This window comes from Allobosea sp. 10L422 (assembly GCF_056395345.1).
This window is the reverse complement of sequence record NZ_JBFTJI010000001.1, coordinates 369,793-396,596: the sequence shown is the minus strand read 5'-3', so window position 1 is coordinate 396,596 and position 26,804 is coordinate 369,793. Positions and strand designations below refer to the sequence as shown.

The 26,804-nt window shown below is 66.5% G+C and carries 21 protein-coding genes and 1 pseudogene; 13 read left to right on the top strand and 9 right to left on the bottom strand.

All coding sequences use genetic code 11. The features are described 5' to 3' along the window. The first annotated feature begins 36 nt into the window (after positions 1-36). On the top strand, positions 37-759 hold the full coding sequence (locus AC1DEZ_RS01895) for a trimeric intracellular cation channel family protein (RefSeq protein WP_476778406.1): 723 nt from the start codon (positions 37-39) through the stop codon (positions 757-759). A gap of 14 nt (positions 760-773) precedes the next feature. Here the strand turns inward: AC1DEZ_RS01895 and AC1DEZ_RS01890 are convergent. From AC1DEZ_RS01890 to AC1DEZ_RS01880, 3 genes and pseudogenes are all read right to left on the bottom strand, one after another. Beyond that, positions 774-884, bottom strand: a pseudogene (locus AC1DEZ_RS01890) (IS6 family transposase); the annotation flags it as partial. 175 nt (positions 885-1,059) lie between these two features. Further along, on the bottom strand, positions 1,060-1,518 hold the full coding sequence (locus AC1DEZ_RS01885) for a DoxX family protein (protein WP_476778405.1): 459 nt from the start codon (positions 1,516-1,518) through the stop codon (positions 1,060-1,062). A gap of 63 nt (positions 1,519-1,581) precedes the next feature. Then, entirely contained in the window at positions 1,582-1,728 is a 147-nt protein-coding gene (locus tag AC1DEZ_RS01880) for a hypothetical protein (protein WP_476778404.1), read from the bottom strand. Between the two features lie 702 nt (positions 1,729-2,430). Here AC1DEZ_RS01880 and AC1DEZ_RS01875 point away from each other — a divergent pair. Next, positions 2,431-2,640 (top strand): hypothetical protein, encoded by a 210-nt coding sequence (locus AC1DEZ_RS01875; protein ID WP_476778403.1) that lies wholly within the window; start codon positions 2,431-2,433, stop codon positions 2,638-2,640. A 128-nt stretch (positions 2,641-2,768) separates the two neighbouring features. Here the strand turns inward: AC1DEZ_RS01875 and AC1DEZ_RS01870 are convergent, their stop codons facing one another. The 5 genes from AC1DEZ_RS01870 to AC1DEZ_RS01850 form a co-directional block, all read right to left on the bottom strand. Further along, positions 2,769-4,211, bottom strand: a complete 1,443-nt coding sequence (locus AC1DEZ_RS01870) for a metal-dependent hydrolase family protein (protein WP_476778402.1) — start codon at positions 4,209-4,211, stop codon at positions 2,769-2,771. Between the two features lie 125 nt (positions 4,212-4,336). After that, complete coding sequence (locus AC1DEZ_RS01865; RefSeq protein WP_441513226.1) at positions 4,337-4,603, bottom strand: YMGG-like glycine zipper-containing protein; 267 nt, start codon at positions 4,601-4,603, stop codon at positions 4,337-4,339. Positions 4,604-4,615: 12 nt separating this feature from the next. Next, positions 4,616-6,445, bottom strand: a complete 1,830-nt coding sequence (locus tag AC1DEZ_RS01860; protein WP_476778401.1) for an SLC13 family permease — start codon at positions 6,443-6,445, stop codon at positions 4,616-4,618. Between the two features lie 52 nt (positions 6,446-6,497). Continuing rightward, positions 6,498-7,703 carry a M20/M25/M40 family metallo-hydrolase gene (locus AC1DEZ_RS01855; RefSeq protein ID WP_441513228.1) on the bottom strand — a complete coding sequence of 402 codons (1,206 nt, stop codon included), beginning with the start codon at positions 7,701-7,703 and terminating at the stop codon, positions 6,498-6,500. Positions 7,704-7,755: 52 nt separating this feature from the next. Further along, entirely contained in the window at positions 7,756-9,306 is a 1,551-nt protein-coding gene (locus AC1DEZ_RS01850) for an AbgT family transporter (RefSeq protein ID WP_476778400.1), read from the bottom strand. Between the two features lie 384 nt (positions 9,307-9,690). On the opposite strand from AC1DEZ_RS01850, the gene AC1DEZ_RS01845 reads away from it, so the two are divergent. From AC1DEZ_RS01845 to AC1DEZ_RS01795, 11 genes are all read left to right on the top strand, one after another. After that, the gene (locus tag AC1DEZ_RS01845) at positions 9,691-10,821 is read left to right on the top strand and encodes an alpha/beta hydrolase (RefSeq protein WP_476778399.1); all 1,131 of its coding nucleotides are present in this window, start codon (positions 9,691-9,693) and stop codon (positions 10,819-10,821) included. A 286-nt stretch (positions 10,822-11,107) separates the two neighbouring features. Then, positions 11,108-11,992: a helix-turn-helix transcriptional regulator gene (locus AC1DEZ_RS01840; protein WP_476778398.1), complete on the top strand. Its 885-nt coding sequence runs from the start codon at positions 11,108-11,110 to the stop codon at positions 11,990-11,992. Positions 11,993-11,995: 3 nt separating this feature from the next. Continuing rightward, positions 11,996-13,261, top strand: a complete 1,266-nt coding sequence (locus AC1DEZ_RS01835; protein ID WP_476778397.1) for an MFS transporter — start codon at positions 11,996-11,998, stop codon at positions 13,259-13,261. Between the two features lie 235 nt (positions 13,262-13,496). Then, positions 13,497-14,597, top strand: a complete 1,101-nt coding sequence (locus AC1DEZ_RS01830; protein WP_476778396.1) for an efflux RND transporter periplasmic adaptor subunit — start codon at positions 13,497-13,499, stop codon at positions 14,595-14,597. Next, positions 14,594-17,674, top strand: a complete 3,081-nt coding sequence (locus AC1DEZ_RS01825) for an efflux RND transporter permease subunit (protein ID WP_476778395.1) — start codon at positions 14,594-14,596, stop codon at positions 17,672-17,674. Before AC1DEZ_RS01830 ends, AC1DEZ_RS01825 begins: the two co-directional genes overlap by 4 nt. Then, on the top strand, positions 17,671-18,819 hold the full coding sequence (locus tag AC1DEZ_RS01820) for an efflux RND transporter periplasmic adaptor subunit (RefSeq protein WP_441513235.1): 1,149 nt from the start codon (positions 17,671-17,673) through the stop codon (positions 18,817-18,819). The genes AC1DEZ_RS01825 and AC1DEZ_RS01820 overlap by 4 nt, the downstream gene beginning before the upstream one ends. A gap of 86 nt (positions 18,820-18,905) precedes the next feature. Next, positions 18,906-20,402 carry a M17 family peptidase N-terminal domain-containing protein gene (locus AC1DEZ_RS01815; RefSeq protein WP_476778394.1) on the top strand — a complete coding sequence of 499 codons (1,497 nt, stop codon included), beginning with the start codon at positions 18,906-18,908 and terminating at the stop codon, positions 20,400-20,402. Further along, complete coding sequence (locus AC1DEZ_RS01810) at positions 20,399-20,908, top strand: DUF1269 domain-containing protein (RefSeq protein WP_476778393.1); 510 nt, start codon at positions 20,399-20,401, stop codon at positions 20,906-20,908. The genes AC1DEZ_RS01815 and AC1DEZ_RS01810 overlap by 4 nt, the downstream gene beginning before the upstream one ends. Beyond that, positions 20,905-22,635 (top strand): hypothetical protein, encoded by a 1,731-nt coding sequence (locus AC1DEZ_RS01805; RefSeq protein WP_476778392.1) that lies wholly within the window; start codon positions 20,905-20,907, stop codon positions 22,633-22,635. The genes AC1DEZ_RS01810 and AC1DEZ_RS01805 overlap by 4 nt, the downstream gene beginning before the upstream one ends. Before the next feature lie 118 nt (positions 22,636-22,753). Then, entirely contained in the window at positions 22,754-23,740 is a 987-nt protein-coding gene (locus tag AC1DEZ_RS01800; RefSeq protein ID WP_441513511.1) for a patatin-like phospholipase family protein, read from the top strand. A 60-nt stretch (positions 23,741-23,800) separates the two neighbouring features. Further along, positions 23,801-24,859, top strand: coding sequence for an AI-2E family transporter (locus tag AC1DEZ_RS01795; RefSeq protein ID WP_476778391.1), 1,059 nt, complete (start codon positions 23,801-23,803; stop codon positions 24,857-24,859). Here the strand turns inward: AC1DEZ_RS01795 and AC1DEZ_RS01790 are convergent. After that, positions 24,849-26,588 (bottom strand): metallophosphoesterase family protein, encoded by a 1,740-nt coding sequence (locus AC1DEZ_RS01790; RefSeq protein WP_476778390.1) that lies wholly within the window; start codon positions 26,586-26,588, stop codon positions 24,849-24,851. The genes AC1DEZ_RS01795 and AC1DEZ_RS01790 overlap by 11 nt on opposite strands. Positions 26,589-26,804 lie beyond the last annotated feature (216 nt).

The window sequence follows — 26,804 nt, the reverse complement described above, 5'->3', positions numbered from 1 at the left end:
CTCTACCCGATTGCACCGGAGATCAGTCTCATTTGAATGCTGTTCGGTGCTTTCGTCCGGATGCGCCAGGATTTCGCGGGCGGATTCGTCATGATCGCGATCGAAACCTTTGTGCGAATTCTCGACCTGGGAGGTACCTTCGTTTTCGCGATCAGCGGGGCGGTTGCCGCAGTCAATCGCCGCCTCGATATCTTCGGTATCCTCGTCCTATCGTTCGTCACCGGCAATTTTGGCGGCATCACTCGTGACGTCCTCATCGGCGCCATCCCGCCTGCCGCTCTGACGGATTGGCGGTATCTGCTGGTCTCAGTCCTGGCCGGGCTCATCACCTTCTTCTGGTATGCCGGCGTCGACAAGCTGCGTAGCCCCGTCCTCCTGTTCGACGCGGTGGGCCTTTCGTTTTTCGCAGTGGTCGGTGCACAGAAGGCGCTCGAGTTCGGACTGAACCCGGTGATGTCAGCGCTTCTGGGCATGATGACCGGAATCGGCGGAGGCATGACGCGCGATGTTCTGCTTGCGGAGATTCCACACGTGTTGCGTTCCGATTTATACGCCGTCGCAGCGCTGACCGCCGCGTCTTTCGTTGTTATCGGCCATATGCTCGGCCTTTCCTATGGCGTTTCAGCGCTGGCTGGAGCCGCCGTGTGCTTCGGCCTTCGCTTCATGGCGATCAGGCGTGGTTGGCATCTTCCGATTGCGCATCTCTCCGCGCAGCGGCGTGCCGAAAGAGATAATTCGGACGAGGAGCGACGGCGATGAACGCCCCAATTTGCTTCCTCTACTAGGCGAACGTTCAGGGGGAAGCGAAAATACAGCTGCACCGCATGGGCGATGATCGCCGGCGGGGAACGATGGCCCGTGTAGATGATGGGCGGAAGACCTATACGGTTACTCGACCAATGAGGAGGTCGATGTCGTCGCGATGGCGCGCCGCGCCGGCCATGCCATCGGGCTTGCTAATTTCGTTGCAACCAAACCCCTGTCTGATCCCCCGGTCCGAGGCGGCGCGCGCATACCGCCGGCCGGCGCATCGACACCGCCCGCCAAATCCGGTCGCGTTCAGGGAGCCCGAGGCCGCAGCGGCGGTGCACCGGCCAAGCCCCCCAGCCTCGCATCGATCGAGTATTTGCCTGCTCCCGTGACGTAGAGCAGGAAGAGGCCACCCATGATGCTGACGTTCTTGTAGAAGTTGATCATGTTCTCATAGTGCTCGGCCCCCGCCATGGTCCAGAAGGGATGACCGATGAACGCGCTGGCAATGGTGTAGAGTGCCAGCACCACCGCCAGGGGCCGTGTCCAGACACCAAGAATGACTGCAATGGACACGAAAAATTCGACCACGATCGCCACGAGGGTGGCAATCATCGGCAGGGGAACGCCGATCTGCGTCATGTAGGCAACGGTCCCGGAGTAATCGGTGAGCTTGCTCCAACCGAATATCAGGAACAGCAGAGCAAGCAGGATTCGAGCAATCAGAATGACCTCATCCTTGATCCTCTTGGCGCCGAAGTCGGTCATGATCCGCCTCCATGTTCATCGGTGGGTTGCGATCTCTGCCGGGTGCCCTCAACCACTCTGATTTTACTCCCTTTTGGATTCCGGAGTAGGGCTAATTGCGCCTTCGAAACTGAACGCCTCGATGACTTCTTCTGCGATTGGCCGATCCAGATGCCCGAGCTCGTCGTGTCGCAGATCTGCCACCCGCGGATAGATGCCGATGCCGGCCATCGCTGGCTCCGTGCACTGGTATTCGAAGCGTTCCGCAAGGGTCCTTAACCCCACGCGAAGCCCGCGGCCGCCGCCAGGGGAACTTGGGGCCGATGGTCAGCGCCGCGCTTTGCAATGCTTTCAGCACGACCAAGGCCAAGGTCAACCACCGGGTCGCGCCAAAAGCGGAATCACGATCTGTCCCGGGAGCGGGCTTTCCTGATGTCAGCCACGGGGCAACTCGGCTACGCGATATCTGGTCAAACTGAACCGCTCGAAAGCGGACATTCCGAATGCCGGGTATCGGCCATCAGCGGAAGCTCCGTGGGTAGCCAAACTTGATCCGCTTGGCCTCTCCAGCCAAAAAAAGGATAGCGGTTGTCAGCGGGGAGGGGACAGGGAAGTGGACGGCGACGCAGTGAATGGCTTCCAAGCCAACGCGCACAATCGCATGCACGACGCCTTTCTGAACCAAAACAAGCGCGCGTCACTAAAGGGGTGGCTGGACAAGCTTTCTAAATGGTGAGGACTCGATCAATTCCGGGGACTGACACACACAGTGGACAAAATGTGCCGCATAAAAACCTTCTAGGGCGGCGCCCGACGGAGTTCGGGGCCTGAATTGGCCATTTTCTTTCATGTCCGGGAGGCTTGCCAAGAGCCTCCCGCCCGGCGGCCGTTCTTGCGCAGAGCAGGGCCTGCTGACGATCAGCGATGGCGCCAATGCGGCGGACGCCGGCGCTGACGACGATGCCGCGGCGGCTGTCCGTGCTGGCGCTGGCGGTTGTAGTGCAATTGCGGCCGCTGCTGGCTGAAGGCGGCGTCGGCCTCGTCCAGCGCGCGAGCGATCTCTACCGTGACGGGCCGATCATCGCCGGGGAGAAGGCCTGTCTCGGCAGCGGCACTTTTCGGCGCCAGGCCGACGCCGCCTAAAAGGCCCAACAGGAACAGGCGCCTGTCCATCATATCGTTGTGCTCCCTTTACCGGCACGGATTCGCCGGCCTTGCAGCCCGGGCGCGCGTTCCGGCCTCTGCTGCGTTTGAGACATCCGCATAGCCCGCTACGAGGTCAGCGAATTCCTGTAGAGCGTCCCGTCCTTCATGATGACGGCGAGGCTCCGATCAGGCTGTTCGATGAGCTTGAGATCGTCGAGCAGGTTTCCGTTGACGACAAGGATGTCCGCCAACGCTCCCGGTTCGATGACACCGAGCTTGCCGGGGTAGGGGTTGCGCGGGCCGGACAATGCCAGGAGATCGGCATTGCCTGCGGTCGCCATGCGCAGCGCTTCGGCGTTGCTATACCATTGGCCGAGATGAGTGAGCATCACGCCCTGGCGGGGCGTCATCTCGGGCGAGAACAGCAGGTCGGATCCCCAGGCCGTCTTGATGCCGTGCTTCCGGACGAGTTCGTAGGCCCGCGGCGTGCTGGCGAAGACCTGCAGCATCCGCTCGCGGCTCGGCCCCGTCAGCGGCACGGAATCCGCCTCGGTCAGGAAGGGTTGGATGCTCAGCCAGATGCCCTTCTGAGCGAGCAGGCCAGCGGTTTCCTCATCCATCAGATGGGCGTGCTCGATGCAGGCGGCGCCCGCCGCCACCGCGCGCTGGACCGTGCGCGGCGCGTAGGCATGGACGGTGACATAGGTGTTCCAGTCGCTGGCGATGGCGACAGCCGCGCGGAGATCGCTCTCGCTGAATGTCGTCATGTCGAGCGGACTGCGCGGTGAGGAGACGCCGCCGCCGCCCACGAGCTTGATCTGCGAGGCGCCCTGCATCAACTGCTCGCGGATTCTCATTCTGAGGTCGCCGACATCGTCCGCGATCGCGGCAGCCCCCATGCTTTCGATCAGGCTGAGGCGCGCCGGATCGCGCGGGATGTCGCTCAGCATGCGCAGGTCGCCATGCCCGCCTGTCGTCGTGATCATCGCGCCCGAAGGAAAGATGCGCGGCCCAGGGATGATGCCCGCGTCGATAGCCTGCTTGAAGGCGAAGACCGGTCCGCCTACGTCACGGACCGTGGTAAAGCCGCGCAGCAGGGTGCGATTGGCTTCTGCGGTCGAGGCCGTGAAGATCGAGCCGGGCTCACCCGTCATCAGGGTCGGCGCGGGAACCGCCGCGAACAGCGTATGCCAATGGGCATCGATCAGGCCCGGCATCAACATGCGGCCGCCGCAGTCGATCACCGTCCAGTCTGCCTGGGGCGGATTGTTGCTGGTTTCGACCGCGGCTATCCGATTGCCCTCGACCAGCACCTGCGCGCCCTGTTGCAGGTTGCTGGACTTGCCGTCGAACAGGCTGACCTGCCGGAACAAGGTCTTCGTCGGAGGACGCGTGCTCTGCGCCTGAGTCGGCGCGACCGCTGCGCCGGCCAGCAAGGCCGCCCCTGTCAGGAGGCCTCGGCGCGTGAAGGCATCGAGACGCTGCGAGGCCTGGACGAGCATCGGATTGGAGCAGCCGCAGGCTGCGCCGTGGATCAGGTGCTGATATTTCTTGCCCACGCGGATCATGCTTTTCCTCCTGGGCAGCAGGATGCGAGGCGCGTGGAGCGCGCCGCGCGGATCAGGCTTCGAAGACCATCATCCGCCGACGTCACGGCGGTCCCATGACCTCCGGGCCGAATGATCGGCGACCGTCAGGGGCAGCGCGCCTCGAAGGTGCGGCCGTAGCGGTCGCGATAGATGCAGTTGTTGGGGGTGGTCGCGCGCCCGATCACTGCACCCGTGATGCCGCCGATCGCGGCACCGACAGCCGCGCCACGCCCGCCGCCCGCAATGCCGCCGATCGCGGCTCCAGTGCCGGCGCCGATGAGTCCGCCGCCCAGCGTCCGCTGATCGGCCGAGTCGGCATTGCAGCCCGCGAGGACCAGGCCAGCCGCAAGTAGAGCAAACTTCCAACGCATCGTATTCCTCCCTCAGAAGCGCCAGATCAATGGCACGATGAAAACCGCGACGACGAAGAACCAGATCAGGAGCGGCAGCCCGAGCTTCCAATAGTCGCTGAAGATGTAGCCGCCGGGGCCCATCACCATCAGATTGGTCGGAGTGGCGATCGGCGTCAGGAAGGCGCCGGCGGCGGCGACGGCGGTGCTCATCAGCACGGGGCGCGGCGAGATGCCCATGCTGGCGGCGGCGGCGACGCCGATCGGGATGACGATCAGCGCGGTCGCTGTGTTGCTGATGAGCTGCCCCATGATCGCGGTCAGCACGAACAGGCCGGCGAGCAGCGCGGTAGGTCCGGCGTCGCCGACCAGGCCGACGAGTCGGTCCGCGAGCATCTTCGCCGCGCCCGTCTCGATCATCGCGGTCGAGAGCGGCATCATCGCGCCGACCAGGATCACGGTCGTCCAGCTGATCGCGCGGTAGGATTGTTCGACGGTCATGATGCCGCAGAGGATGATGGCGCCGGCCGCCAGCAGGCCCGCCACGGCGGAGGGCACCACACCGGTCGCCAGCATCAGCACCATCGCGAACAGGATGATGATCGCTTGCTTGGCTCCCGGCCCCATCGGCACGGCCTGCCGCCGCACCAGCTCCGGTGAGCTGACGACCAGCACGTCCGGGTCGTCGAGATGGGTGTCGAGCGCTTTCCACGTGCCCTGAAGCAGCATGGTGTCGCCGGCTTGCAGCATGACGCCGGCGGCCTTTGTTGCGCCGACGGTCGGAGCCGCGCTCGCGCCGCGCTGCACGGCGAGGATGATCAGGTCGCCGCTTTCGGTGACCATGCCCGGAAACACGGACTGGCCGATCAAGCCGGAGCGCGGCGGGATCACCACCTCGGCCAAGCCCGAGCGGCGGTTGAACAGGGTTTCCTCGCTGTCGCCGGCCCCTTCTTCACGGAAGGCGAGATGCATCTTGGCCGAGAAATTGGCAGCCGCCTCGGCGTCGCCGCGCAGCAGCAGATAATCGCCCTCGGCGATGGTTGTCCGACGCAGTGGGCCGGCCGTGTTGCCGTCCTGGACCGCCACCAGTTGAAGCCCGGGCCATTCGTCCAGCACGATCGCGCCGGATGACGCTCCGACATAGGGGCAGCTCGCGCGGACACGCAATTGATGGAGGCCGCTTGCCAACCCGTATTGCTCGACCAGCGTGCGGGCATGGCGGCTGAAATCAGCCGGCATGGTCGCGCCATTGCGCTGCGGCAGCAGGCGTTCGCCGAAGAGGATGATGATCGCCATCGTGCCGGCGAGCAGCGGGATGCCGGCCAAAGCGAATTCGAAGAAGCCGAAGCCGCCGACGCCGGCGTCGAGCCCGGCTTCGGAGACCAGCACGTTCACCGGCGTGCCGGTGAGCGCAAGCATGGAGCCGGCATGACCGGCGAAGACCAGCGGCATCAGGAGCTGCGACGAGTTGCGCTTGAGCCGGACCGCGATGACGACGACGACCGGCAGCAGCGCGGCGACCGCGCCATTGAGGCTGATCAGCGCGACGAGAAGCGCGACCAGCGCCATCATCATCAGCAGCAGACGTGTTCGGCTTTCCTCACCCGCGCCCTTGATCAGGAGCTGGCCCGCCCAGGCAGTGACGCCCGTCACCTCGAGGCCGGAGCTGACGACGAAGAGCGAGGCAATAAAGATGACGGCGGGATCGCCCAGGCCGCTCAGCGCTTGCGGCAAGGTGAGGACGCCGGTCGCCCACAAGCCGAGCGCCGTGCCCATCGCGACGAGCACGACGGGCACCTTGTTCGTGACGAACAGGACGACGGCAATCGCGATGATGATGCCGGTATAGGCGATCGGACTCACGCATCAGCTCCTTGTGGGTCCTGCTCGATCGCAGACCCTGCTTGGAAGGGTCTCAGTCCTCGAGCGTCGCCATCAGGATGCCGAGCCGGCAGCCCTTCTCGTACTCGGTCAGGTTCACATATTCCTTGATCGTGTGGATCTCGGCCTGGCCGGCGCCGATCGTGATCGTCGGCACGCCATGCTTGTCGAGCCAGTTCGCGTCGAGGCCGCCATTGGAGAACAGGTAGTTCGGCTCGATGCCGAGAATGCCGAGGGCCTTGGCGGCGCGCTTCACCACCGGCGAATTCTTGTCGAGCTCGAAAGGCGGATAGGCCGGCTTATGGGTGAAGGTCACCTTTGCGGTCTCGCCGCCATCGTCCTTGACCTCGGCTTGCGCCTTGGCGAAGGCGGCCTTGAAGGCCTCGGCGATCTTCGTGGCAAAGGCGGCCTCGGGGCTGCGCGCTTCGCCGCGGATATAGGCGTAATCCGTCACGACATTGGTGGCGTCGCCGGCCGCGACCGTGCCGCCCTTGCCGCCGAAGATGCCGACATTGCTGGTTCCGCGCCCGTCCGGCTTGACGATCTTGCCGAACCAGCCCTCGCGGCGGGCCTCCGCTATGGCGATCGAGCCGACGAGCGTGGCCGAGATGCCCTTTTCCGGTGCGACGCCGGCATGGGAGGCCTTGCCGGTGATTTCGACCTCCCAGTTCTCCTGGCCGACCGCGCCGATCAGCAACTCGGAAGCGAGCTGCCCATCGACATTGACGCACATGACGGCGCCGCCGAGGTCCTTCGGGTTGAGCTCGCGCGCGCCGTGCAGGCCGCTTTCCTCGCGCACCGTGAACAGCAGCGTGATCGGCGGATGCGGCAGCTTATGCTTGATCAGCGTCTCCGCGAGCACGACGAGCAGGGCGACGCCGGTGCGGGCGTCGCCGCCCAGCGCCGTGGTGCCGTCGGAGACGATACGGTCACCCTCGCGCTTCGGCTTGGCGCCGGCGCAGAGCGGCACAGTGTCGAGATGGGTCGAGAACAGCAGGCGCGGGCCGGCCTTGGTGCCCGGCAGGTCCACGATCAGGTTTCCCGTCTCGGTCGGCAGGGGAATGCGCTTGTTGGCGTCGTCGAAGCGGATGGCCGAGGCGGGCACGCCGACGGCCTTGAGCGCGTCGCTGACCGCGGCGCCGATATTCGCCTCCTTGCCGGTCACGCCCTCGACCGAGAGGAAGCGCATGAGATGGGCGATGGCGGCTTCGACATCGAGCGGGATGGATGGTGTCGTCATGATCTGCATCCGGTCGGGTTGAGTTGGCGACGGGGGAGGCCGGCGAAGAGGCTCACAGCCCCCAGGGCAGGCCGAGCATCTTCCAGACGGCGAAGAGCGCCGTCCACAGCACGAACATCCACACGACATAGGGCAGCATCAGCGAGACCACGGTGCCGACGCCGGCGTTCCTGTCGTATCTCTGGATGAAGCCGACCACGAGAGCGAAATAGGCGTTAAGCGGCGTGATCGCGTTCATCGGGGAATCGCCGATGCGATAGGCGGCGAGCACGGCCTCGGGCTCGACGCCGAGCTTCATCAGCAGCGGCACGAAGACCGGAGCGAAGATCGCCCATTTCGCGATCGCGCCGGTCAGCAGGAGGTCGATGAGCGCGACCACGACGATGAAGCCGAGCAGCAGCGGCAGGGCGCCGATATTGGCTGCCTGCAGCATCCCGGAAAGGCTCAGCGCCATCACCGTGCCGATATTGGTGTAGGTGAAATAGGCGACGAATTGGCTGAGCACGAAGAAGAGGAAGATCGTGCCGCCCATGTTCTTGATCGATTTCTCGATCGCGGCGATGACCTCCGACAGCGTCCTCAGTGTCCCGGCGCCGATGCCGTAGGCCCAGCCGGTGATCAGGAACATCAGCATGATCAGGGCGATCAGGCCGTTCATGAAGGGCGAGTTGCCGATGAGCTCGCCGGTCGTCGGGTTGCGCAGCGGCGCGCCCGCGGGGAGCGTCAGCAGGCAGAACACCGCGATCAGCGCGAGCAGGCCGAAGCCGGCAAAGCGAAGCCCGCTCGACTCCGCCTCGGACAGCACGGCGCCCTGCTCGGTGACGGTTCCCTCGGCCGCCAGCTTCGGATCGTAGGCTCCAAGGCGCGGCGAGATCATCTTGTCGGTGATGAAGGCGATGATGACGGTCAGGAACAGCACCGAGGCGATCGAGAACCAGAGATTGGAAGCCAGGCCAATCGTGCGGTTGGGGTCGACGAGGCGCGCCGCATCATTGGTGAACTCTACCAGAACCGCGTCGAGCGGCTTGATCAGCATGTTGACGGTGAAGGCTCCGGCCACTGCAGCGAAACCCAGCGCCAGACCGGCAACCGGATGGCGCCCGACAGCGAGATAGGCGATGCCGGCCAGCGGAATCAGCACGAGATAGCCGGCGTCGGCCGCGATGCTGGCGAGGATGCCGACAAAGGCCAGGATATAGGTCAGCGCCCAGTGCGGGGAGACGATGACCAGCTTGCGGATCAGCGCGGTGACGAGCCCCGATTCCTCGGCGACGCCGGCGCCGATCATCGCGACGATCATCAGCCCCACCGCCGTGAAGCTCATGAAGTTCGGGATCAGCGACGAATACATGAAGCGGATGCCGTCGATCGTCAGCAGGCTTTGGATCGCCGTGCTCGCCGTCTCGATCTTGTGCGTGTCGGGATTGATCCGCTCGAAGGTGACGGCGGCGCCGAAGAGCCCGAGTACGGCCGACAGGACGATCACGATGCCGATGAGGATCAGGAAGATGATGACGGGGTGGGGAACCATGTTCCCGACCTTCTCGACGGTGTCGAGGAACCTCTGCATGGTTGTCTTCGGCGCGGCGGCGTCAGTCGTCATCGCTCTTAATCCCCCTTGAGCCAAGGCCCTCGACGCAAGATCAGCGGCAGGCCCGCACGACCCGATGATGGGCGCCGACAAGACTCCGAGTCTCGAAAGAGAACCATAAATCCGGGTACGGGGAGAGCATCGGCAGAGAATCCCAAACTTTGGGCCCCCTGTCCCAAAGTTCGACCGGTCACGGCGGCAGGAGATGCTTTCGCTTGCCGTGGGCCAGGGGGTTTCCTAGGGTCTGCTGCGCATGCGAAATGCCGCCTTCCGGTAACCTAACGAGTCGAAGCGATGCCAGCTCGGGGCAAAGATAATGGCCGCGCAAGCTGGGCGGGGGCCCGCTGCGCGACCGACGGCAGGATTCAGCCTGAGCTGCGCGCGCATATCGGCCGGATGGTTCGATGCCGTCTTGCTCTCCTGGTATTTGCCGTCGGTCTCGGCGCTTGCGCCTCGACGCCGCAGGGGCTGCTGCAGCCCGTCGCCGCGGCGCCCGGAACCGACCGGGTCGATATGCTGGCTGCAACGACGCGCGCAGCCTCGCCCGATCCCGGTATCCTCTTCACCGGCGACCGGGGCGAGCATGTTTCGTTCAGCAATATCATCGTCTCGATCCCGCGCGAGCGCGAGGCCGGCACAATCCAGTTGCCGCGCTCGGTTCCCGGCAATCCCGCCACGGATTTCGTCGTCACAAGCGCGACGCCGCTGCCGAAAGCCAAGCTCGTCGACTGGTTTCGTTCGACGAGCGGGCGGTCGAAGCGCGTCTTCGTCTTCGTCCACGGGTTCAACACGCCGTTCGACCGCGCAGTCTTCCGTTTCGCGCAGCTGGCGCATGATGCGGATGCCGATGCGGCGCCCGTGCTGTTCTCCTGGCCATCGCGCGGCTATCTGCTCGACTACAGCCGCGACTTCGACAACGCCTCCTACTCGCGCTCGGATCTGGCGGATCTGCTGAAGGTGGCGGCTGCGAGCCCCTCGGTTCGGGAAATCGTGATCCTGGCCCATTCGATGGGGAGCTGGCCCGCGGTCGAAGCGGTCAGGCAGATCGCCCTCAGGGATGGCGGCGTCCCGCGCAAGATCAGCAACCTCATCCTGGCATCGCCAGATCTCGATGTCGGGGTCTTCCGCCGTCAGATCGAGGATATGGGTCCGAAACGACCGCAGATCACCCTGTTCACGGCACAGCACGACCGGGCACTGCAGCTGTCCCGCTTTATTTCGCGCGGGGGGACCCGGCTCGGCGGCATCGACCCGACGCAGGAGGAGTACCGCACCCAGTTCGCGGGGCTGTCCGGGATCACCGTGATCGATCTGTCCGCGATCAATGCGGGGGACAGGATCAACCATGATCTGTTCGCGGCCAGCCCGGACGCCGTTCGCCTGATCGGCGACAGGTTGCTGCAAGGCCAGGTGATCACCGATGTCGACGTTCCGGCACCGCTGGCTGCTGCCGGGGCGATCGGCTCGGCGGCGACACTCCTCGTCACCGCGCCGATCAGAGTGTTCGATGCCGCAGCGACGCCATAGGGTTGACGGCCTAGGTCGATGGTGCCAATATTTGACTGATATACTAAACTTGAAATACTGAATAAGCAATATTGATCTTGTTTCAGTTTATTGACTTCGATCAATTTCAATCGACTTCGGTTTGTGCTGGAATTTCACCTTACTTCTGACGAGCGTCGAATGATCGGAGTGTCCGATGCCGGCTTTCTCTCATGGCGGGGTGAGGAAGGACACCAGCGTGTTTTCCGTAGCGCATTTTTGCACTGCAGAGCTTCGCGCGAAGGATCAGTTTGACGCTTGGCGGTCCTTGCACGGAAACACCATCGAGCTTTTCCCGACACGCGAATCCCTGGCGGGATTCGCCGCCGAATTCTCCTCATGGCGCGTGGGCGAGCTTGCCCTGACGCATGTCGTCTATTCCGGCGCGCCGGACAGGCAATGGCGGCACCGCCCCAGATCCTATCTCGATCATTGGTGCGTCGTGCTGGCGCGGACGAAGGCTGCGAATGGCGTGCTGCACGAAGAGCTGAGCTTCCGTTCGCTGGCGCTCCCTTATGAGGGGAGAGCCCGGGACAGCGAGGTTATCACCCTGTATCTCCCGCGCGACCAGCGCGTTGCCGACGAGCAGCGCTTCGATTGGGCGCATGATCTGGCCGTGAGCCAGGATTTCGCGCCCCTGCTCATCGGCTACTTGGACAGTCTGGTGCGACAGTTGCCGCACGTCACCGCGGAGCATGCAGCAAGCCTCGAAATGCCTACCAGGGCGCTCGTTGCGGCCTGCATCATCCCGCAATCGGTTTACCAAGAGGCGGCGAGGGCGCCTCTTGGGTCGGTTCTCGTCGACAGGGCCCGCAACATCGTGCGCCAGAACATGGCCTCGCCGGATTTCGGCCCTGAACGGCTGGCCCGCCTGCTGGCGATGTCCCGCTCGAAGCTCTACCGGCTTTTCGAGAACTGTGGCGGGGTGGCTCATTTCATCAACAGGGAGCGGCTGCGCGAAGCCCATCTCCGGTTGAGCTCGCAGCGTGAAACGCTTTCGATCCACGCGATCGGAAGCGAGGTCGGCTTCGTCGATCATTCCACCTTCAGCCGGGCCTTTCGCCGCGAGTTCGGCTACAGCCCGACCGAAGCGCGTGAGCAGGGGATCGTGCGCGCCTTCACCGATGAGCGGGGCGAGGCGATCGAAGGCTGAACGATGCGGCTTCGAGCACGTGCCAGAACGCCGCGTTTCGGCCGGTGGGCCTCGGATTCCGCTGTTCGGCAGGTCCCGCTAGCGAGCCCGGCCGCTGGCCTGCCCAGGGGGCGGCTTTCGCTTCTCTACGCATGTCTGTTCTTCGAACTTGGGGTCAATCTCCCGTTCTTCCCGCTCTGGCTGCAAGCCCAGTCTCTCGACGCCGACGCCATCGGCATCGTTCTGGCGGCGCCGTTGCTGATCCGAATTATCGCGAATCCCACGGTCGGGGCGTTCGCGGACCGGAGCGGACGCATCTCGGCGACGCTTGCGATCTGCGCGGCGCTGGTTGCTGCCGGCACCGGCCTCCTGACCGTCGCGCGCGGCTTCTGGCCGATCCTCGCCGTCGTCGTCGCCATTGCTCTGGCGCAGGGCCCATTGATTGCCTTGGCCGACGCGATGACGCTCGGCCGTCTCGCCGAAACGCCGCGATCCGAGCTGACTTACGGGCGCATCCGGCTGTGGGGATCGCTCGGTTTCGCGGCAGCCAATCTCGCAGCCGGCTGGTCGCTCGAATGGTTTTCGACCTCTTCGATCGTCCCAATGCTGCTGCTCTCGTCCGTCCTCACGGCGGCGGCCGCTACCAGCTGCATGGCCCCCCGATCGAACGGCCCGCGCGCTGCCGAAGCGAGCGAAGCGCGGGCGGTGCGCCCATTGCTGCTCATCGGCACAATTGCCGGCGCGGCCTTGGTGCAGGCAAGCCACGCCGCATACTATGGCTTCGGTACGCTCCATTGGCAGGCAGCCGGGGTTCCCGGCGCAGCGATGGGCGGGCTCTGGGCGCTCGGTGTCCTGTCCGAGGTCGTGTTGTTTTCCTTCCTTGGCTACCGCGTCAAAGGCGTCTCGAGCGCAGCCGGCCTGCTGGTCGGCGCGGCGGTCGCCACCATCCTGCGCTGGGGAGCGATGTCGCAGGATCCGAGCCTTTCCACGCTGGTGTTTCTCCAGTTGACGCACGGGGTGACATTCGGCGCTACGCATCTTGCCGGCATCTTCCTCCTCGCGCGGCTGGCGCCGGGTGGAATGCAAGCCCGTGCCCAGGCCTGGCTCGCGGGCAGCTGGGCCGGCGCCATGGCCGTCCTGACGACCCTTTGCGGCCTGCTCTACGAGACGTGGGGAGAGCAGATCTACCTCGTCATGGCCGCGGTCGCCGCGGCCGGGCTCTCCCTGTTGCTGGCGGTTGCCCTCGGTCTGCGCCGTGTCTCGACGCGGGAACCGTTGAGCGCGACCTAGCGGGAGAGTGACCTTTCCCAACAATGGGATGAGCAGCCCAGAGTTGGGATTCTGAGCTAATCCACGTCTCCTCGGCTGTTGCTAGCGTCGATCCAGGGTCCCGAAGAGCTTTGCTGGGCGCAAACGCGCTTGCGGATGCGCGACGCGGCAGCCGTCAGAGGAACAGTTCGATGCAGAGGCGAGGCTTACGGCGTCCGGGGCCGACAGGGCACCGGGGGGCTTCCGCGGAGCGGGCATGAGGCGCAGCGAAGCTTCATCGCGCCTGGGCTGCGTCGCGGCCGCGGCCGTCGTCGCGCTCGGCGTCGCCTCCTGCAATCGGGAGGAGAAGGAGGCTCCGCCTCCGGTGCGCTATGTCCGTACCGTGACGGTCGAGGCGCCGCGCCAGGCGCCCGATCTCGCCTTCACCGGCCATATCGAAGCGCAGGATCAGGCCTCGCTGGCGTTCCGCATCGGCGGACGGCTGGCTGAGCGCCTTGTCGGCGTCGGCGCGAGCGTGAAGGAGGGAGAGATCGTCGCGCGGCTCGACTCCGAGAACGAGCTCAACGATCTCCGTTCGGCCCAGGCTGCGCTCACGGCCGCGCAGGGCGATCTGCGCAAGGCAGAGAACCAGTTCCAGCGGCAGAGCCATCTGCTCGATCGCCACATCACCACGCAGGCCGATTTCGAGGCCGCCCAGCAGGCGCTCACGGCGGCCCGCGCGCAGGTCGACGCCGCCCAGGCGCGTGTTCGCTCCGCCGAGGACGTCGTCGGCTTCACGACGTTGACGGCTGACGCGCCGGGCATCGTGACGCGCGTCGGTGCCGAGCCTTCCGAGGTCGTCACGGCCGGCCGGATGATCGTCCAGCTCGCGCGGCGAGAGGGCCGCGACGCGGTCTTCGAGATCCCGGCCGATCTGGTGCGTCAGCTCACGCCCGGCATGCCGGTGCGGCTTGCGCTGACCGGGGAGGCGGGAGCGGAGGCGACCGGCCGCGTACGTGAGATCGCGCCGCAGGCGGACCCGGTGACTCGGACCTTCCGGATCAGGGTCGGCCTCACCGACCCCACGCCGGCCTTCCGGCTCGGCGCTGCCGTCTCGGGCTCGATCCGCGCCGGCGCGAGCGGCGCCATCACCATCCCCGCGACGGCCCTGACGCAGCGTCATCAGGCGACAGGGGCATGGGTGGTCGACCCCAAGAATCTGACGGTCTCGCTGCGGAAGCTCGACGTCGCGAGCGCGGACCCGGCGGCGGCCAGGATCGCCAAGGGCTTGGACATCGGCGACATCGTCGTCACCGCCGGTGCGGGGCTTCTGCGTGAAGGCCAGCGCGTACGCCTGATCGGAGCGGAGCCGCGATGAGCTTCAACCTCTCGGAATGGGCGCTGAAGAGCCGCTCGGTCGTGATCTATCTCATGATCGTGGCGGTCGCGGCCGGAATCTTCGCTTTTATCCGCCTCGGCCGCAACGAGGACCCGGCTTTCGTCATCAAGACGATGGTGGTTTCGGCGGTTTGGCCCGGCGCCAGCATGGAAGACACGCTGAGCCAGGTCACCGAGCGCCTCGAGCGGCAGCTCGAGGAGACGCCCGGCCTCGACAGCGTGCGCAGCTACACCAAGCCTGGCGTGACGACGATCTTCGTCAACCTCAAGGGTGAAGTGCCCGGCCGCCTGGTCCAGGACACCTGGTACAGAGTGCGCAATCTCATCGCCGATATGCGGCACACGCTGCCGGCCGGCACGCTCGGGCCGTTCTTCAACGACCGCTTCGGCGACACGTTCGGCATCATCTACGGCTTCACCTCGGACGGCTTCTCCAGCCGCGAGCTGCGCGACCATGTCGAGACCATCCGGTCGCGCCTCCTGCTCGTGCCCGATGTCTCGAAGATCGAGATCATCGGCGCGCAGGACGAACGCATCTTCATCGAATTCTCGGTGAGAGAGCTCGCCAATCTCGGCCTTGATCGTTCCGCGCTGCTTGCGGCGCTCCAGGCGCAGAACGTGGTCCGGCCGGCGGGCGAGGTGCAGACGCAGGACGAGACGTTCTCGGTACGGGTGTCCGGCGCCTTCCAGTCCGAGGCCGATCTGCTCGGCATCAACTTCCCGGCCGGCGACCGGATGGTACGCCTCGCCGACATCGCGACGATCAGGCGCGGGCAGGTCGATCCGCCGGCGCCGATGTTCCGCGTCAACGGGCGCGATGCGATCGGGCTGGGCATCGCCATGCGCGAGGGCGGCGACATCCTGGCGCTCGGCAGCAACATCAAGAAGGCGATGGCAGGGATCACCGCCGGCCTGCCGCTGGGCATCGAGCCTTATCTCGTCGCCGACCAGGCCGTAACGGTCTCGCACGCGATCAACGACTTCATGACCTCGCTCTGGCAGGCGGTCGGCATCATCCTCTTCATCAGCTTCATTAGCCTTGGCGTGCGGCCGGGCCTCGTCGTCGCGCTCGCGATCCCGCTGACGCTCGCCATCGTCTTCGCCTGCATGCTGGTCGCCGGCATCGACATGCAGCGCATCTCGCTCGGCGCGCTCATCATTGCGCTCGCGCTATTGGTCGACGACGCCATGACCACGACCGATGCCATGGTCACGCGGCTGGCCGCAGGCGACGCGAAGATGAAGGCGGCGACCTTCGCCTTCGACAAATACGCCACTGCGATGCTGGCCGGCACGCTGGTGACCATCGCCGGCTTCGTGCCGATCGGCTTCGCGGCGAGCTCGGCCGGCGAATACACCTTCTCGCTCTTCGCGGTGGTGACGATCGCGCTCGTCGTATCCTGGTTCGTGGCCGTCCTCTTCGCTCCGGTGCTCGGCGTCGCCATGCTGAAGGCACCTGACGCTTCGGCCCAGGGCAAGGAGCCAGGGCGGGTCGAACGCGGCTTCCGCTCCCTGCTCTCCGGCGCGATCAAGTTGCGCTGGGTGACGATCGCAGTGACGCTCGGCCTGTTCGTGGCGTCGATCCTGGCGCTGGCGCTCGTGCCGCGGCAATTCTTCCCGGCCTCGGACCGGCCCGAGCTGCTCGTCGACCTCACCCTGCCGCAGAACGCCTCGATCTATGCGAGCGAGAACCTCGTCGAGCGCTTCGAGGCCTCGCTGAAGGGTGATCCCGATGTCGAGCGCTGGAGCACCTATGTCGGCCGCGGCGCGATCCGCTTCTACCTGCCACTGAATGCGCAGCTTCCCAACGACTTCTTCAGCCAGGCCGTGATCGTCGCCAAGGATGTTGCGGCACGCGAGCGGCTGCAGAAGAAGCTCGAGGCGCTCCTCGCGAAGGACTTCCCCAATGTGGTCGGGCGCGTCTCGCCGCTCGAGCTCGGCCCACCGGTCGGCTGGCCGGTCCAGTACCGCGTCAGCGGCCCCGACATCGCCGAGGTCCGCACCATCGCGATGCAACTCGCGCAGGTCGTCGCGTCGAATCCCAAGGCGCTCCAGATCAATTTCGACTGGATCGAGCCCGCCCGCGAGCTGCGGCTGCGCGTCGACCAGGACGAGGCGCGCCGGCTCGGCCTCAGCTCCGCCGCAGTCGCCGCGATCGTCAACACCGTAGTCTCCGGCACGGTCGTCACCCAGGTGCGCGACTCCATCTACCTCGTCGACGTCGTCGTGCGGGCCCAGGACGCCGAGCGCGCCTCGCTCGACACGCTGCGCAGCATGCAGGTCGCGCTGCCGAGCGGCCGCTCGGTGCCGGTCTCGCAGTTCGTGAGCTTCAGCTACGGGCTCGACGCGCCGCTGATCTGGCGTCGCGACCGGGTGCCGAACCTGACGGTCTCGGCCGATGTGCCGCCCGGCACCTTGCCGGATGCCGTCGTCGGCGCACTGCAGCCCTCGGTTGACGCGCTCCGGAAGACGCTGCCGGCCGGCTACGACATCACCGTCGGCGGCACGGTCGAGGAGAGCGCCAAGTCGCAGGCATCGGTCATCGCCGTGATCCCCGTGATGCTGCTGATCATGTTCACGGTGCTGATGGCGCAGCTCAGGAGCTTCAGGCTCTTCGCCATCGTGCTCAGCATCGCGCCGCTCGGACTGATCGGCGTCGTCGGAGCGCTGCTGCTTTCCGGCAAGCCGCTCGGCTTCGTCGCGCTGCTCGGCATCCTCGCTTTGATCGGCATCATCACCAAGAACGCGGTGATCCTGGTCGGACAGATCGAGGACGAGCGTGCAGCCGGCAAGGGCGTGGTCGAAGCCGCCATCGACGCCGCCGGCACGCGCTTCCGCCCGATCATGCTGACGGCCATCTCGACCGTGCTCGGCATGATCCCGATCGCGCCGACCGTGTTCTGGGGGCCGATGGCCTTCGCGATCATGGGCGGCCTGCTGGTCGCGACCGTGCTGACCCTCGTTCTTCTGCCTGTCCTCTACGTCACCGTCTTCGGCGCAGCGAGCGCGGGCGGCAGGGCGGGGCGGACGGCCGGTGCGGGAGGCTCCCTGTCATGAGCGCGATCGCGACGAGGCGGATGCCGATGAACGGGTTGGGACGGGTCGCCGCCGCCGCGTTGCTGGGAACGGTTCTCGTTTCCTGCAGCAGCGAGAAGGCGCCGCAGGCGGAGGGGAGGCCTGTCGGGGTCGTCACGGTCGAGGCCGGGCAGTTCTCCGACGACATCCAGCTCAGCGGTGAGATCCAGGCGAAGAAGGATGTCGGGCTCGCCTTCCGCATCGGCGGGCGCGTCCTCGAACGCCCGGTGAATGTCGGCGACCGGGTGAAGGCGGGGCAGGTCATCGCAAGGCTCGAACCGGCCCTCGAACAGAATGCGCTGGCGGCAGCCAAGGCGGCGCTGGAAGCTGCCCGCGGCGAGGTCGACACGGCGCGCAACACCTTCGAGCGCCAGGAGCGCCTGATGGCGCAGGGCTTCACCACGAGGCCGCGTTTCGACCAGGCGCAGCGCGCCCAGGAAACCGCGCAGGCCCGGCTGGAGAATGCGGAGGCGCAGCTCGAGCTGGCGCGGGACCGGCTCGGCTTCACCGAATTGCGCACCAATGTCGACGGCGTGGTGACGGCGCGGCAGATCGAGCCCGGGGAGGTCGTGCAGCCCGGTCAGGTCGTCGTCCAGATCGCCCGCGACGACAGCCGTGATGCGGTCTTCAACGTGCCGGCCGCCGTGCTCGATACCCATCTCAGCGACGCTCGGATCCGCGTCGCGCTGGCCGATGCGCCGACGGTGACGGCCTATGGCGCAGTGCGCGAGGTCGCCCCGCAGGCCGATCCGGTGACGCGGACCTTCGCCATCAGGGTCGGCTTGCAGAATCCGCCCGAGGCGATGCGGCTCGGCTCCACCGTCGTCGGCACGGTCGAGCTCACCACCGCCGCAATCGTCTCGATCCCCGCGAGCGCGCTGACCCAGCAGGGCCGCTCGCCCGCCGTGTGGATCGTCGATCCCGTCAAGTCGACCGTCTCCCTGCGCAGCGTCGATGTGCTGCGCTTCGATCCGGGCAAGGTCATCCTGTCACAGGGGCTGGAGCCGGGTGAAACGATCGTCTCGGCCGGTATCCAGGCGCTGCATCCCGGTCAGCGCGTCAGGCTGTTGCCCGAGCAGCGATCCGGCTCGCGCCAGGAGGCCGCTGCTTCGCCGCAGCGACCGTGACGCGGCGGCAGGAGCTGGCGCGATACCAGGTCAAAGCGTTTCGAAATGTGGCCACCGACACGATGTTTCCCCGGCAGAGGGCATCCATGGAGATCATTCCGGCAGTCGGAGAAGCGGAAAAGCTCGGGGCCGAGTTGCTCGTCCTCGGCGTCTTCGGCGATGGCCCGCTGACGGGGTCGGCTCGGGCCGTGAACGATCGCTGCTCCGGCCGGCTCGCCGGCATCCTCGGCCGGGCCGGTCTCGGAGACGCCGTTGGCGCCGTGCATATGGTCGGGCCGTTGCCGGGCGTCGCGGCGAAACGACTGCTGCTGGTCGGCCTCGGACGTGCGGAGACTTTTTCGGACAGGGCCTATCGCCAGGCACTCTCCGTCGTGGCCAAAGCCCTCAATGGCGACCCCGCTACGGAGGTGGTCGTGACGCTGGCGGAGAACGAGGTCCCGCGCCGGACGCTCAGCTGGCGGATGCAGCAGGCGGGGCGCATCCTCGCCGATGGCCGCTATGATTTCGGCTTGCCTGACGTGCCCATTCGGGAGGAGCGGCGCAACATCATGCTGCTGGTGCCGCAAACCCTGACCTCGGAGCTGGTCACGGCGCTTCGGCAGGGCGTGGCCATCGGAGAGGGCGTCTCCTTCGCCAAGGAGCTCGGAAACCTGCCGCCGGATTTGTGCACGCCGACTTTCATCGCGCGAACGGCCGAGGCGATGGCGAACCAGTTCGGCTTCAGCGTCGACGTGCTCGGGCGGCGCGAATTCGAGGAACACGGGCTGGCGGCGTTTCTCGCCGGAGAACAGATCGCCGCTGGCGACTGCAAACTCATCGTCCTGAGAAGTGACCGGCGCATGGCGACGGGCCGGCCGATTGTCCTGATCGGTAACGGCGTGGCGGCGCTGGACGCGCTGCCCGAGCATGAGCAGCGCCTGCATCGCGCCCCGATCCGCGACATGCGCGGGATCGCCAGCGTGCTGGGCGCGATGCGGACGGTGGAACGGCTCGGCCTCGCTCTGAATGTCGTGGGGCTCATCGTCGCCAGCCAGGGTTGGACACCGCGTCAAGGCGGATGGCGCCCAGCCGCGCCGAAAGCAGTCCGGCGCCGGCAGGCACATGAGTCCTCGCTGCTGGGCGACGTGCTTGGCTACGCCGCGCAGTTCTCGCCGAGCTGCGTCATCGATGTCGCAGCGCTGACGCGCGCCTGCGTCGTCGCCTTGGGCAGTCATGCCAGCGGCCTGTTCGCCAATGACGAAGCTCTTGCATCGGAACTGATGAAATGCGGTGGACGGTCTGGCGATCGCGTCTGGCGGCTGCCCCTATGGGATGACGATCCGGCGTCCTCTGCGGCCGGTGAGGCGGACCCGGCCGACGGACCGCCCGACGCCATCGCCGCCGCCTCCGATCTGGCCCGTTTCGCCACCGCCTATCCCTGGGCGCATCTGGACATCTCCGGAACCGCTTCGACCGCCGGCCGCATCCGCGGCGCTACGGGACGTCCTGTCCCGCTGCTGGCCGAATTCCTGATCGGCAGGGCACGGGCGGTACCCGGCCAGTCAATCTTTCCCCCCCGCCCGAACCCGGAGCTACACTCATGAGCGATCTCGTCTTCATCGCCTTTCCGACCGAACAGAAGGCCGAGGAGGTCCGTCAGAAGGTCCTCTCGCTTCAGCGCGAATACCTGATCGAGCTCGGCGACGCCGTCGTCGTGGTCAAGGACGACAAGGGCCACGTCAAGCTGAACCAGATGATCAACCTGACCGCCACGGGCGCAGCTTCGGGCGCGCTCTGGGGCACGCTGATCGGCTTCATCTTCCTGTCGCCGCTCATCGGCACCGCGATCGGCGCCGCCTCGGGTGCGCTGGGCGGCAAGTTCAGCGACATCGGCATCAACGACCAGTTCATGAAGGATGCCGCCTCCGCGCTCCAGCCGAATACCGCCGGTCTCTTCCTGCTCATCCGCAAGATGACCACCGACAAGGTTCTGGCCGATCTCAAGGGAACCGGCGGCACGCTGATCAGCACCTCCTTCGATGAAACAAAGGAAGCCCAGCTGCGCGAAGCCCTCTCGTTCGTGGCGGACACGCAAGCGGCCGCGACGTGACCTTGGACTGGAGCCTGGGAGCGGAGGCTGCCGTCTGGGCGGCGTCGACCGCGCGTCTCGACGATTTCCGGCCTCTGCTTCCGGCAGAGGAGGAGATCGTCGCCAGGCTCCAGTCCGGCAATTTCGACAGGCTGGGGGATGGCATCCTGCCCACGCAGGCGGATCCGACCCGGTCGGTTCGCGCCCCCTTCCTGCGCTTCCTGATCCTGGGCGGCGAGCCGGGCTTCCGCCCGCATGAGAAGGGCGTCCTGATCCGGGGCGCCTGGATCACGGAGGTCCTCGATCTCGAAGCCTGCCGCGTCTTTCGCGATATCGGCCTGAACGACTGCCATTTCGAGGCGACGCCGATCCTGCGCGCGGCGATCATCAACCGGCTGTTCCTCGATGGCTCGCGGCTTCCCGGCCTGCAGGGCGAGCGATTGGAGGCGCGCGGCGGGGTCTATCTGCGGGGCGCGGAGGTCGAGGGGGCGGTCAATCTCGACCAGGCGCGGCTCGGCGGGAACCTGCAATGCGATGGTGCGGCGATCCGCAACCGCGGAGACTATGCGCTGCTGGGCCGCAGCCTGGAGGCTCGCAACGTGCTCCTGCGCGGGGCGACGTTGCGCGGCGGGATCAACCTGTCCGGCGCCGTGCTGGCCGCCGATCTGGATGCGGCCGGTGCGAGCATCCCCGCTTTCGATCGGATGGCGCTCGACGCCGGTGAGATCGCCTGCCACGGCAGCGTCGTCCTGCGCGGCACCCGAATCACGGGGGAGGTACGGCTGACCGGCTCGGCCATCGCCGGCGATCTCGATTGCTCCGGCACGACCGTGGAAAATGCCGGGCAGACGGCCATCGAAGCGAGCCGGGTCGTGGTCAAGGGCGCGTTTTTCCTGCGGCGCGAGGCAAGGCTGGACGGCACGCTCGCACTCACCGGCGCCTCGATCGGCACGATCCATGACGAGGCAGCGAGCTGGCCGAGGGCCGGCGACCTGCTCCTCAACCGCTGCCGCTATGGCGCCTTCATCGACGGGCCGGTCGATGCCGAGAGCCGTCTGGACTGGCTGGCGCGTCAAACGCCCAAGCGCTGGGGCGAGGATTTCTGGCCGCAGCCCTATGAGCAGCTCGCCGCCGTCTTTCGCGAGATGGGCCATGGCGAGGATGCCAGCTCCGTCCTCGTCATCAAGGAGCGCCTGCAGCGCAGGGCGCGCCGCGCCCGGACGGAGCACCCGGTCTGGCGGGCAATTCTCTTCGTCGCCGACGGCATTCTGGGGATCACGCTCGGATATGGCCGCAGGCCGCTTTTCGCGCTCGTCTGGCTGGCGTTCTTCTGGCTCGGGGGCGTCGCGATCTTCGCTTATGCCGAGCGCCAGGGCGCGCTGATGCCCAACAGCGCCGTGGTGCTGCGCGCGCCCGAATGGACCTTGTGCGGCATCGAGCGGGGCGAGCAGCGGCCGCTGGTCGCCACCGGCCCCTCGCAAGGGCTGGCGGCGCCCGGCCAGAACCAGCTCGCCTGCTTCCGGCAGCGCTGGGAGGCCTCGAGCTACCCCGCCTTCAGCCCCTGGATGTATTCGCTCGACACGCTGCTTCCTGTGCTCGACATGGGGCAGCGTACCTTCTGGCGGCCGAATCCGACCAAGCCGGGGGGGCGGGCCGCCATCAACTATTTCTATTTCCAGTCGGTCGTCGGCTGGGCCTTGAGCCTGCTCGCCGTCGCGGGCTTCTCCGGGCTGGTGAAGTCGTCGTGAGGCGGCCGGTTCTATCAACAAGGGTGAAATCGTGAGCAAGGCACCTTCCACTTCCAGCAGCGCCAGCGATGAGCGCGGCAGTGCAGCGTCGCGCGAGCCGCTCAACATCGATCTCGCCTTGCAGGGCGGCGGCGCACATGGCGCCTACACCTGGGGCGTGCTGAACCGGATCCTCGAGGAAGACTGGCTGACGATCGAGGCTATTTCGGGCACCTCGGCCGGCGCCATGAACGCCGCGGTCCTCGCCTCCGGTTATGTCACGGGCGGGCGGGCCGGCGCGCGCGAGGCCCTGAACGAATTCTGGCGGAAGGTCTCGGACGCTGCGCGCTTCAGCCCGTTCCAGCGTTCGCCGCTCGATGTCCTGCTCGGGCGCTGGACGCTCGACACCTCGCCGCTGTTCGTGGCGATGGACATGATGTCCCGCGTCGTCTCGCCCTATAGCCTCAACCCGATGGGCACCAACCCGCTGACGGACATCCTCGCCGAGGTGATCGACTTCGAGGCGCTCGCGAAATGCCCGATCAAGCTGTTCATCAGCGCGACGAATGTCCGGACCGGCCGCAACCGCGTTTTCCGCAACGCCGAAATCACCCCCGAGGTGCTGCTCGCCTCGGCCTGCCTGCCGACCTTGTTTCAAGCCGTCGAGATCGACGGCGACAGCTATTGGGACGGCGGCTACTCCGGCAACCCGACCATGACCCCGTTGATCGAGGAGAGCAACGCGAGCGACACGATCCTCGTCCAGATCAATCCGGTCGAGCGGCCGGGCACACCGCGGACGGCGCGCGACATTCTGAACCGCCTCAACGAGGTCTCCTTCAACGCGGTTCTGCTGAAGGAGCTGCGCATGATGGCTCTCCTGCAGCGTGAGGCAGTCTCCGGCTCGGGCGAGGGCGCCCGCTGGGCGCGCATGCGCATCCACCGCATCGCCAGCGACGCGATGACGGAGCTCGGCTACTCTTCCAAACTCAATGCCGAGTGGGAGTTCCTGACGATGCTGCATGACGAGGGCAGGCGCTCGGCCGAGATGTTCTACCGGACGCATCGCGACGAGATCGGAAAGCGCTCGACGCTCGATCTCGCCGAGTTCACCAAGGGGGTTTGACGGGTGTCTTTGAAATCGAGCCGTGTCGGCGACGCTCCGGATGCGGAATTGGGCGGGCCTATGACGAGTGGCGGCATCTATCAGGCGGCCCAGGTCGTCGTCGCGACGATCCTCGTCGTTGCGGCGCTGTCGATCGCGAGTTCGGTCTTCGCGCCGGTCGCCTTTGCGCTGTTCATCATCGCGCTGGTCTGGCCCCTGCAGAAGATGCTTCAGGGCTTTCTGCCGCGGCTGCTCGCGCTCGCGGTCAGCGTAATCGTCATGACCGTCGCGTTCGTCTATGTCGGGTCGCTGGTGGTGTCCGCGTTCGGACGTGTCGGGCGCTGGATCGTCAGCGACGCCGCCCGCTTCCAGGCTTTCTACGACCAGATCACGCTCTGGCTCGAAGGACACGGCATAGCGGTCGCGGGAGCCTGGTCGGAGGCGTTCAGTGTCGGCTGGATGCTGCGCACCGCGCAGACCGTGACCGGCCGCCTGAACAGCACCATGAGCTTCTGGCTCGTTGTTCTCGTCTACGTCTTTCTCGGGCTGCTGGAGGTCGACGATTTCGGCCGCAAGCTCAAGGGCATGCGCAACCGCGCCGCCGGGTCCTTGCTGCTGCAAGGCAGCATGATGACGGCGGCCAAAATCAGGCGCTACATGCTGGTGCGAACGCTGATGAGCGTGATCACCGGCGTCCTGGTCTGGCTCTTCGCCAGAGCCGTCGGGCTGCAACTGGCCGAGGAATGGGGCTTCATCGCCTTCTCGCTCAACTACATCCCGTTCCTCGGGCCTCTCGTCGCCACCGTCTTCCCGACGCTGTTCGCGATGACGCAGTTCGGCTCCTGGCAGGCGGTGGTCGCGGTCTTCGCCTGCCTCAACCTGATCCAGTTCGTCGTCGGCAGCTATGTCGAGCCGCGCGTGGCCGGCAGTGCGCTCTCGATCTCGCCGGCGACGGTGCTGTTCTCGGTGTTCTTCTGGAGCTATCTATGGGGTGTCTTCGGCGCATTCATCGGCGTGCCCATCACCATCGCCTTCCTCACCTTCTGCGCCCTGCATCCGTCGAGCCTGTGGCTCGCCGAAATCTTCGGCTCGCCGCAGAAGGAAGATAAGGTCCCCGAAGGCGCGCCCGTCACGCCGTAATGGCGGGCGGTGCCGGCGCGATCAGGATGCGCTGCGGTTCGAGCAGCGCGATCCCCTCGGGCGCTGCCGCCAGCGTGTGAATGTAGAAGCAGGTTGGCTCCGCATTCGTCGCTTCCATGACCGGGGAGGGCGCGGAGACGATCTTCAGCGCGCCGCAGCGCCCGATCCAGTCGATATGGCGGTGGCCGTGCATCGCGACCATGCGGGCGGCGACGGGCCGCAGCAGCCGCAAGAGGCGGCTGCCGTTGATCAGCGCGGTTCCGATCCGCTCCGAAAAGGCTTTCGCCGGTTTCGGATATTCGATCGGGTGGTGATGGAGCGCCAAAATCCACCGCGCCTGCGGGAAGGCGCGGGCCGCGGCGAGAGTGGCCTGCATGTCCTCCTCGGCGACGAGCCCAAGTGCGTTGGTGAAGGAGAAATGCGCCTCGGCATTCGAGTTGAGCAGGATGACGCCGAGCCCTTCCGGTTCCGCCGGCGGCAGCACCATCGGAAAGGCATCCGCCCAGACCGCTTCGAGCCCCGCCGCTCGGCGCAGGCCGCCGGTGTCGGCGAAGGCGGCGATCTTCTCGCGATGCGGTTCAAGCGCCGCGCTGAGGCTGCCCGCGAGCCTCGTCCGGCGCTGGTCGAAGACCTGCACGCGCTCGCCCTGCAGGGCCGCCATGGCGGAAAGGGTCCGCATCTGGCGCAGGTGTTTGCCCGGGCTGCCCGGCAGCTCGAGCCGGGCGGGATTGGCGCGGTCGACGATGTTGACGTCGTGGTTGCCCGGCAGGATCAGGCAGCGACCGGCGAGGGCGGGATGGCGTTCCATCGCGTCGAGGAATTCGCCCCACTCGGCCGAGCGCCCGGCATCGGTCATGTCCCCGGTGATGAGCAGCAGGTCGAGCGGCTCGCTCGCGTGGATCGCCGCCAGCCTGTCGAGCACCTGCAGGAAGCGTTCATTGCCGCGCGGACCCGCGCGCCCGCTTTCGATCCGGAAGCCGTAGCGCTCGCCGACGACATGGACGTCGGACAGATGGGCGACGCGCCATCGCCGCGCCGATGCGGCCGCGGTGTCGAAGCCATCGAGATCGCGCGGCTGGTCCATCAGCCCGTCGGCCAGGCCCCAGAGCAGCGACGCCGCAGCCAGATAGAGCGACATCAACGCAACCGCATTGGCCAGCGCTGGAACGACGAGCCGCAGCGGATCGGCGAAATCGGCAAAGCCGCCGGACCAGCGCGTCGCCGGCCAGACGAGCCAGAAGACGACCCCGGCGACGGCACAACCCAGCAAGCCTGCCCCGATCGCGCTGCCTGCCCGCAATCGTGCGCGCTTATCGGGATCGGTTCCGACGGAACTGAAACTCTCCGCAAGATGCTGCAGCCCTTCGCGGCAGACCGCGTAGCCCGGCTGGACCACCAGAGCGTTCAACGACCAGAAGCTCTTCTCTGCCATGCGGAACAGTGGCCGGAAGCCATACCAGCCGACAATTCCGACAAATGCGAGCAAAACGAGGGAGCTGATCCCGGCCAGCGCCACCACGCGGCCCGATACCGATGCGACCCACGCCGTCATGACCAGCGGAGCTGCGCCCAGAAGGAGGCTCGGCAGCAAGGCGCCCAGAACCCAGGCGAGCGCGAGCTTGGGCAGGCTGATCTCGCCGAGCAGACTGCCGGCGATCGCAATCAGCGAGTGCTTCTTGGTGCTGCTGGCATCGTCCTCGGCGTCGCCGTTGCGCGGTTCGATGATCATGGACACGGCACCCCGGCGGAGCCGAGAGCTGTGATTGGCGAAAGCCTTGGCCGATTCATGCGATCCCCGGAGTGCGGCACCGAACGCATCCTGCTCATATCGGGCGGGCCACTGCCAGCAGCGCGGGCGAGAATGGGACGCGGCGCACAGGAGTGAGACGTCGGGCTGATGTTGCCCGCGGAGGTGGAAGCTACCTTGGTCTCACGGCCCGGCAGG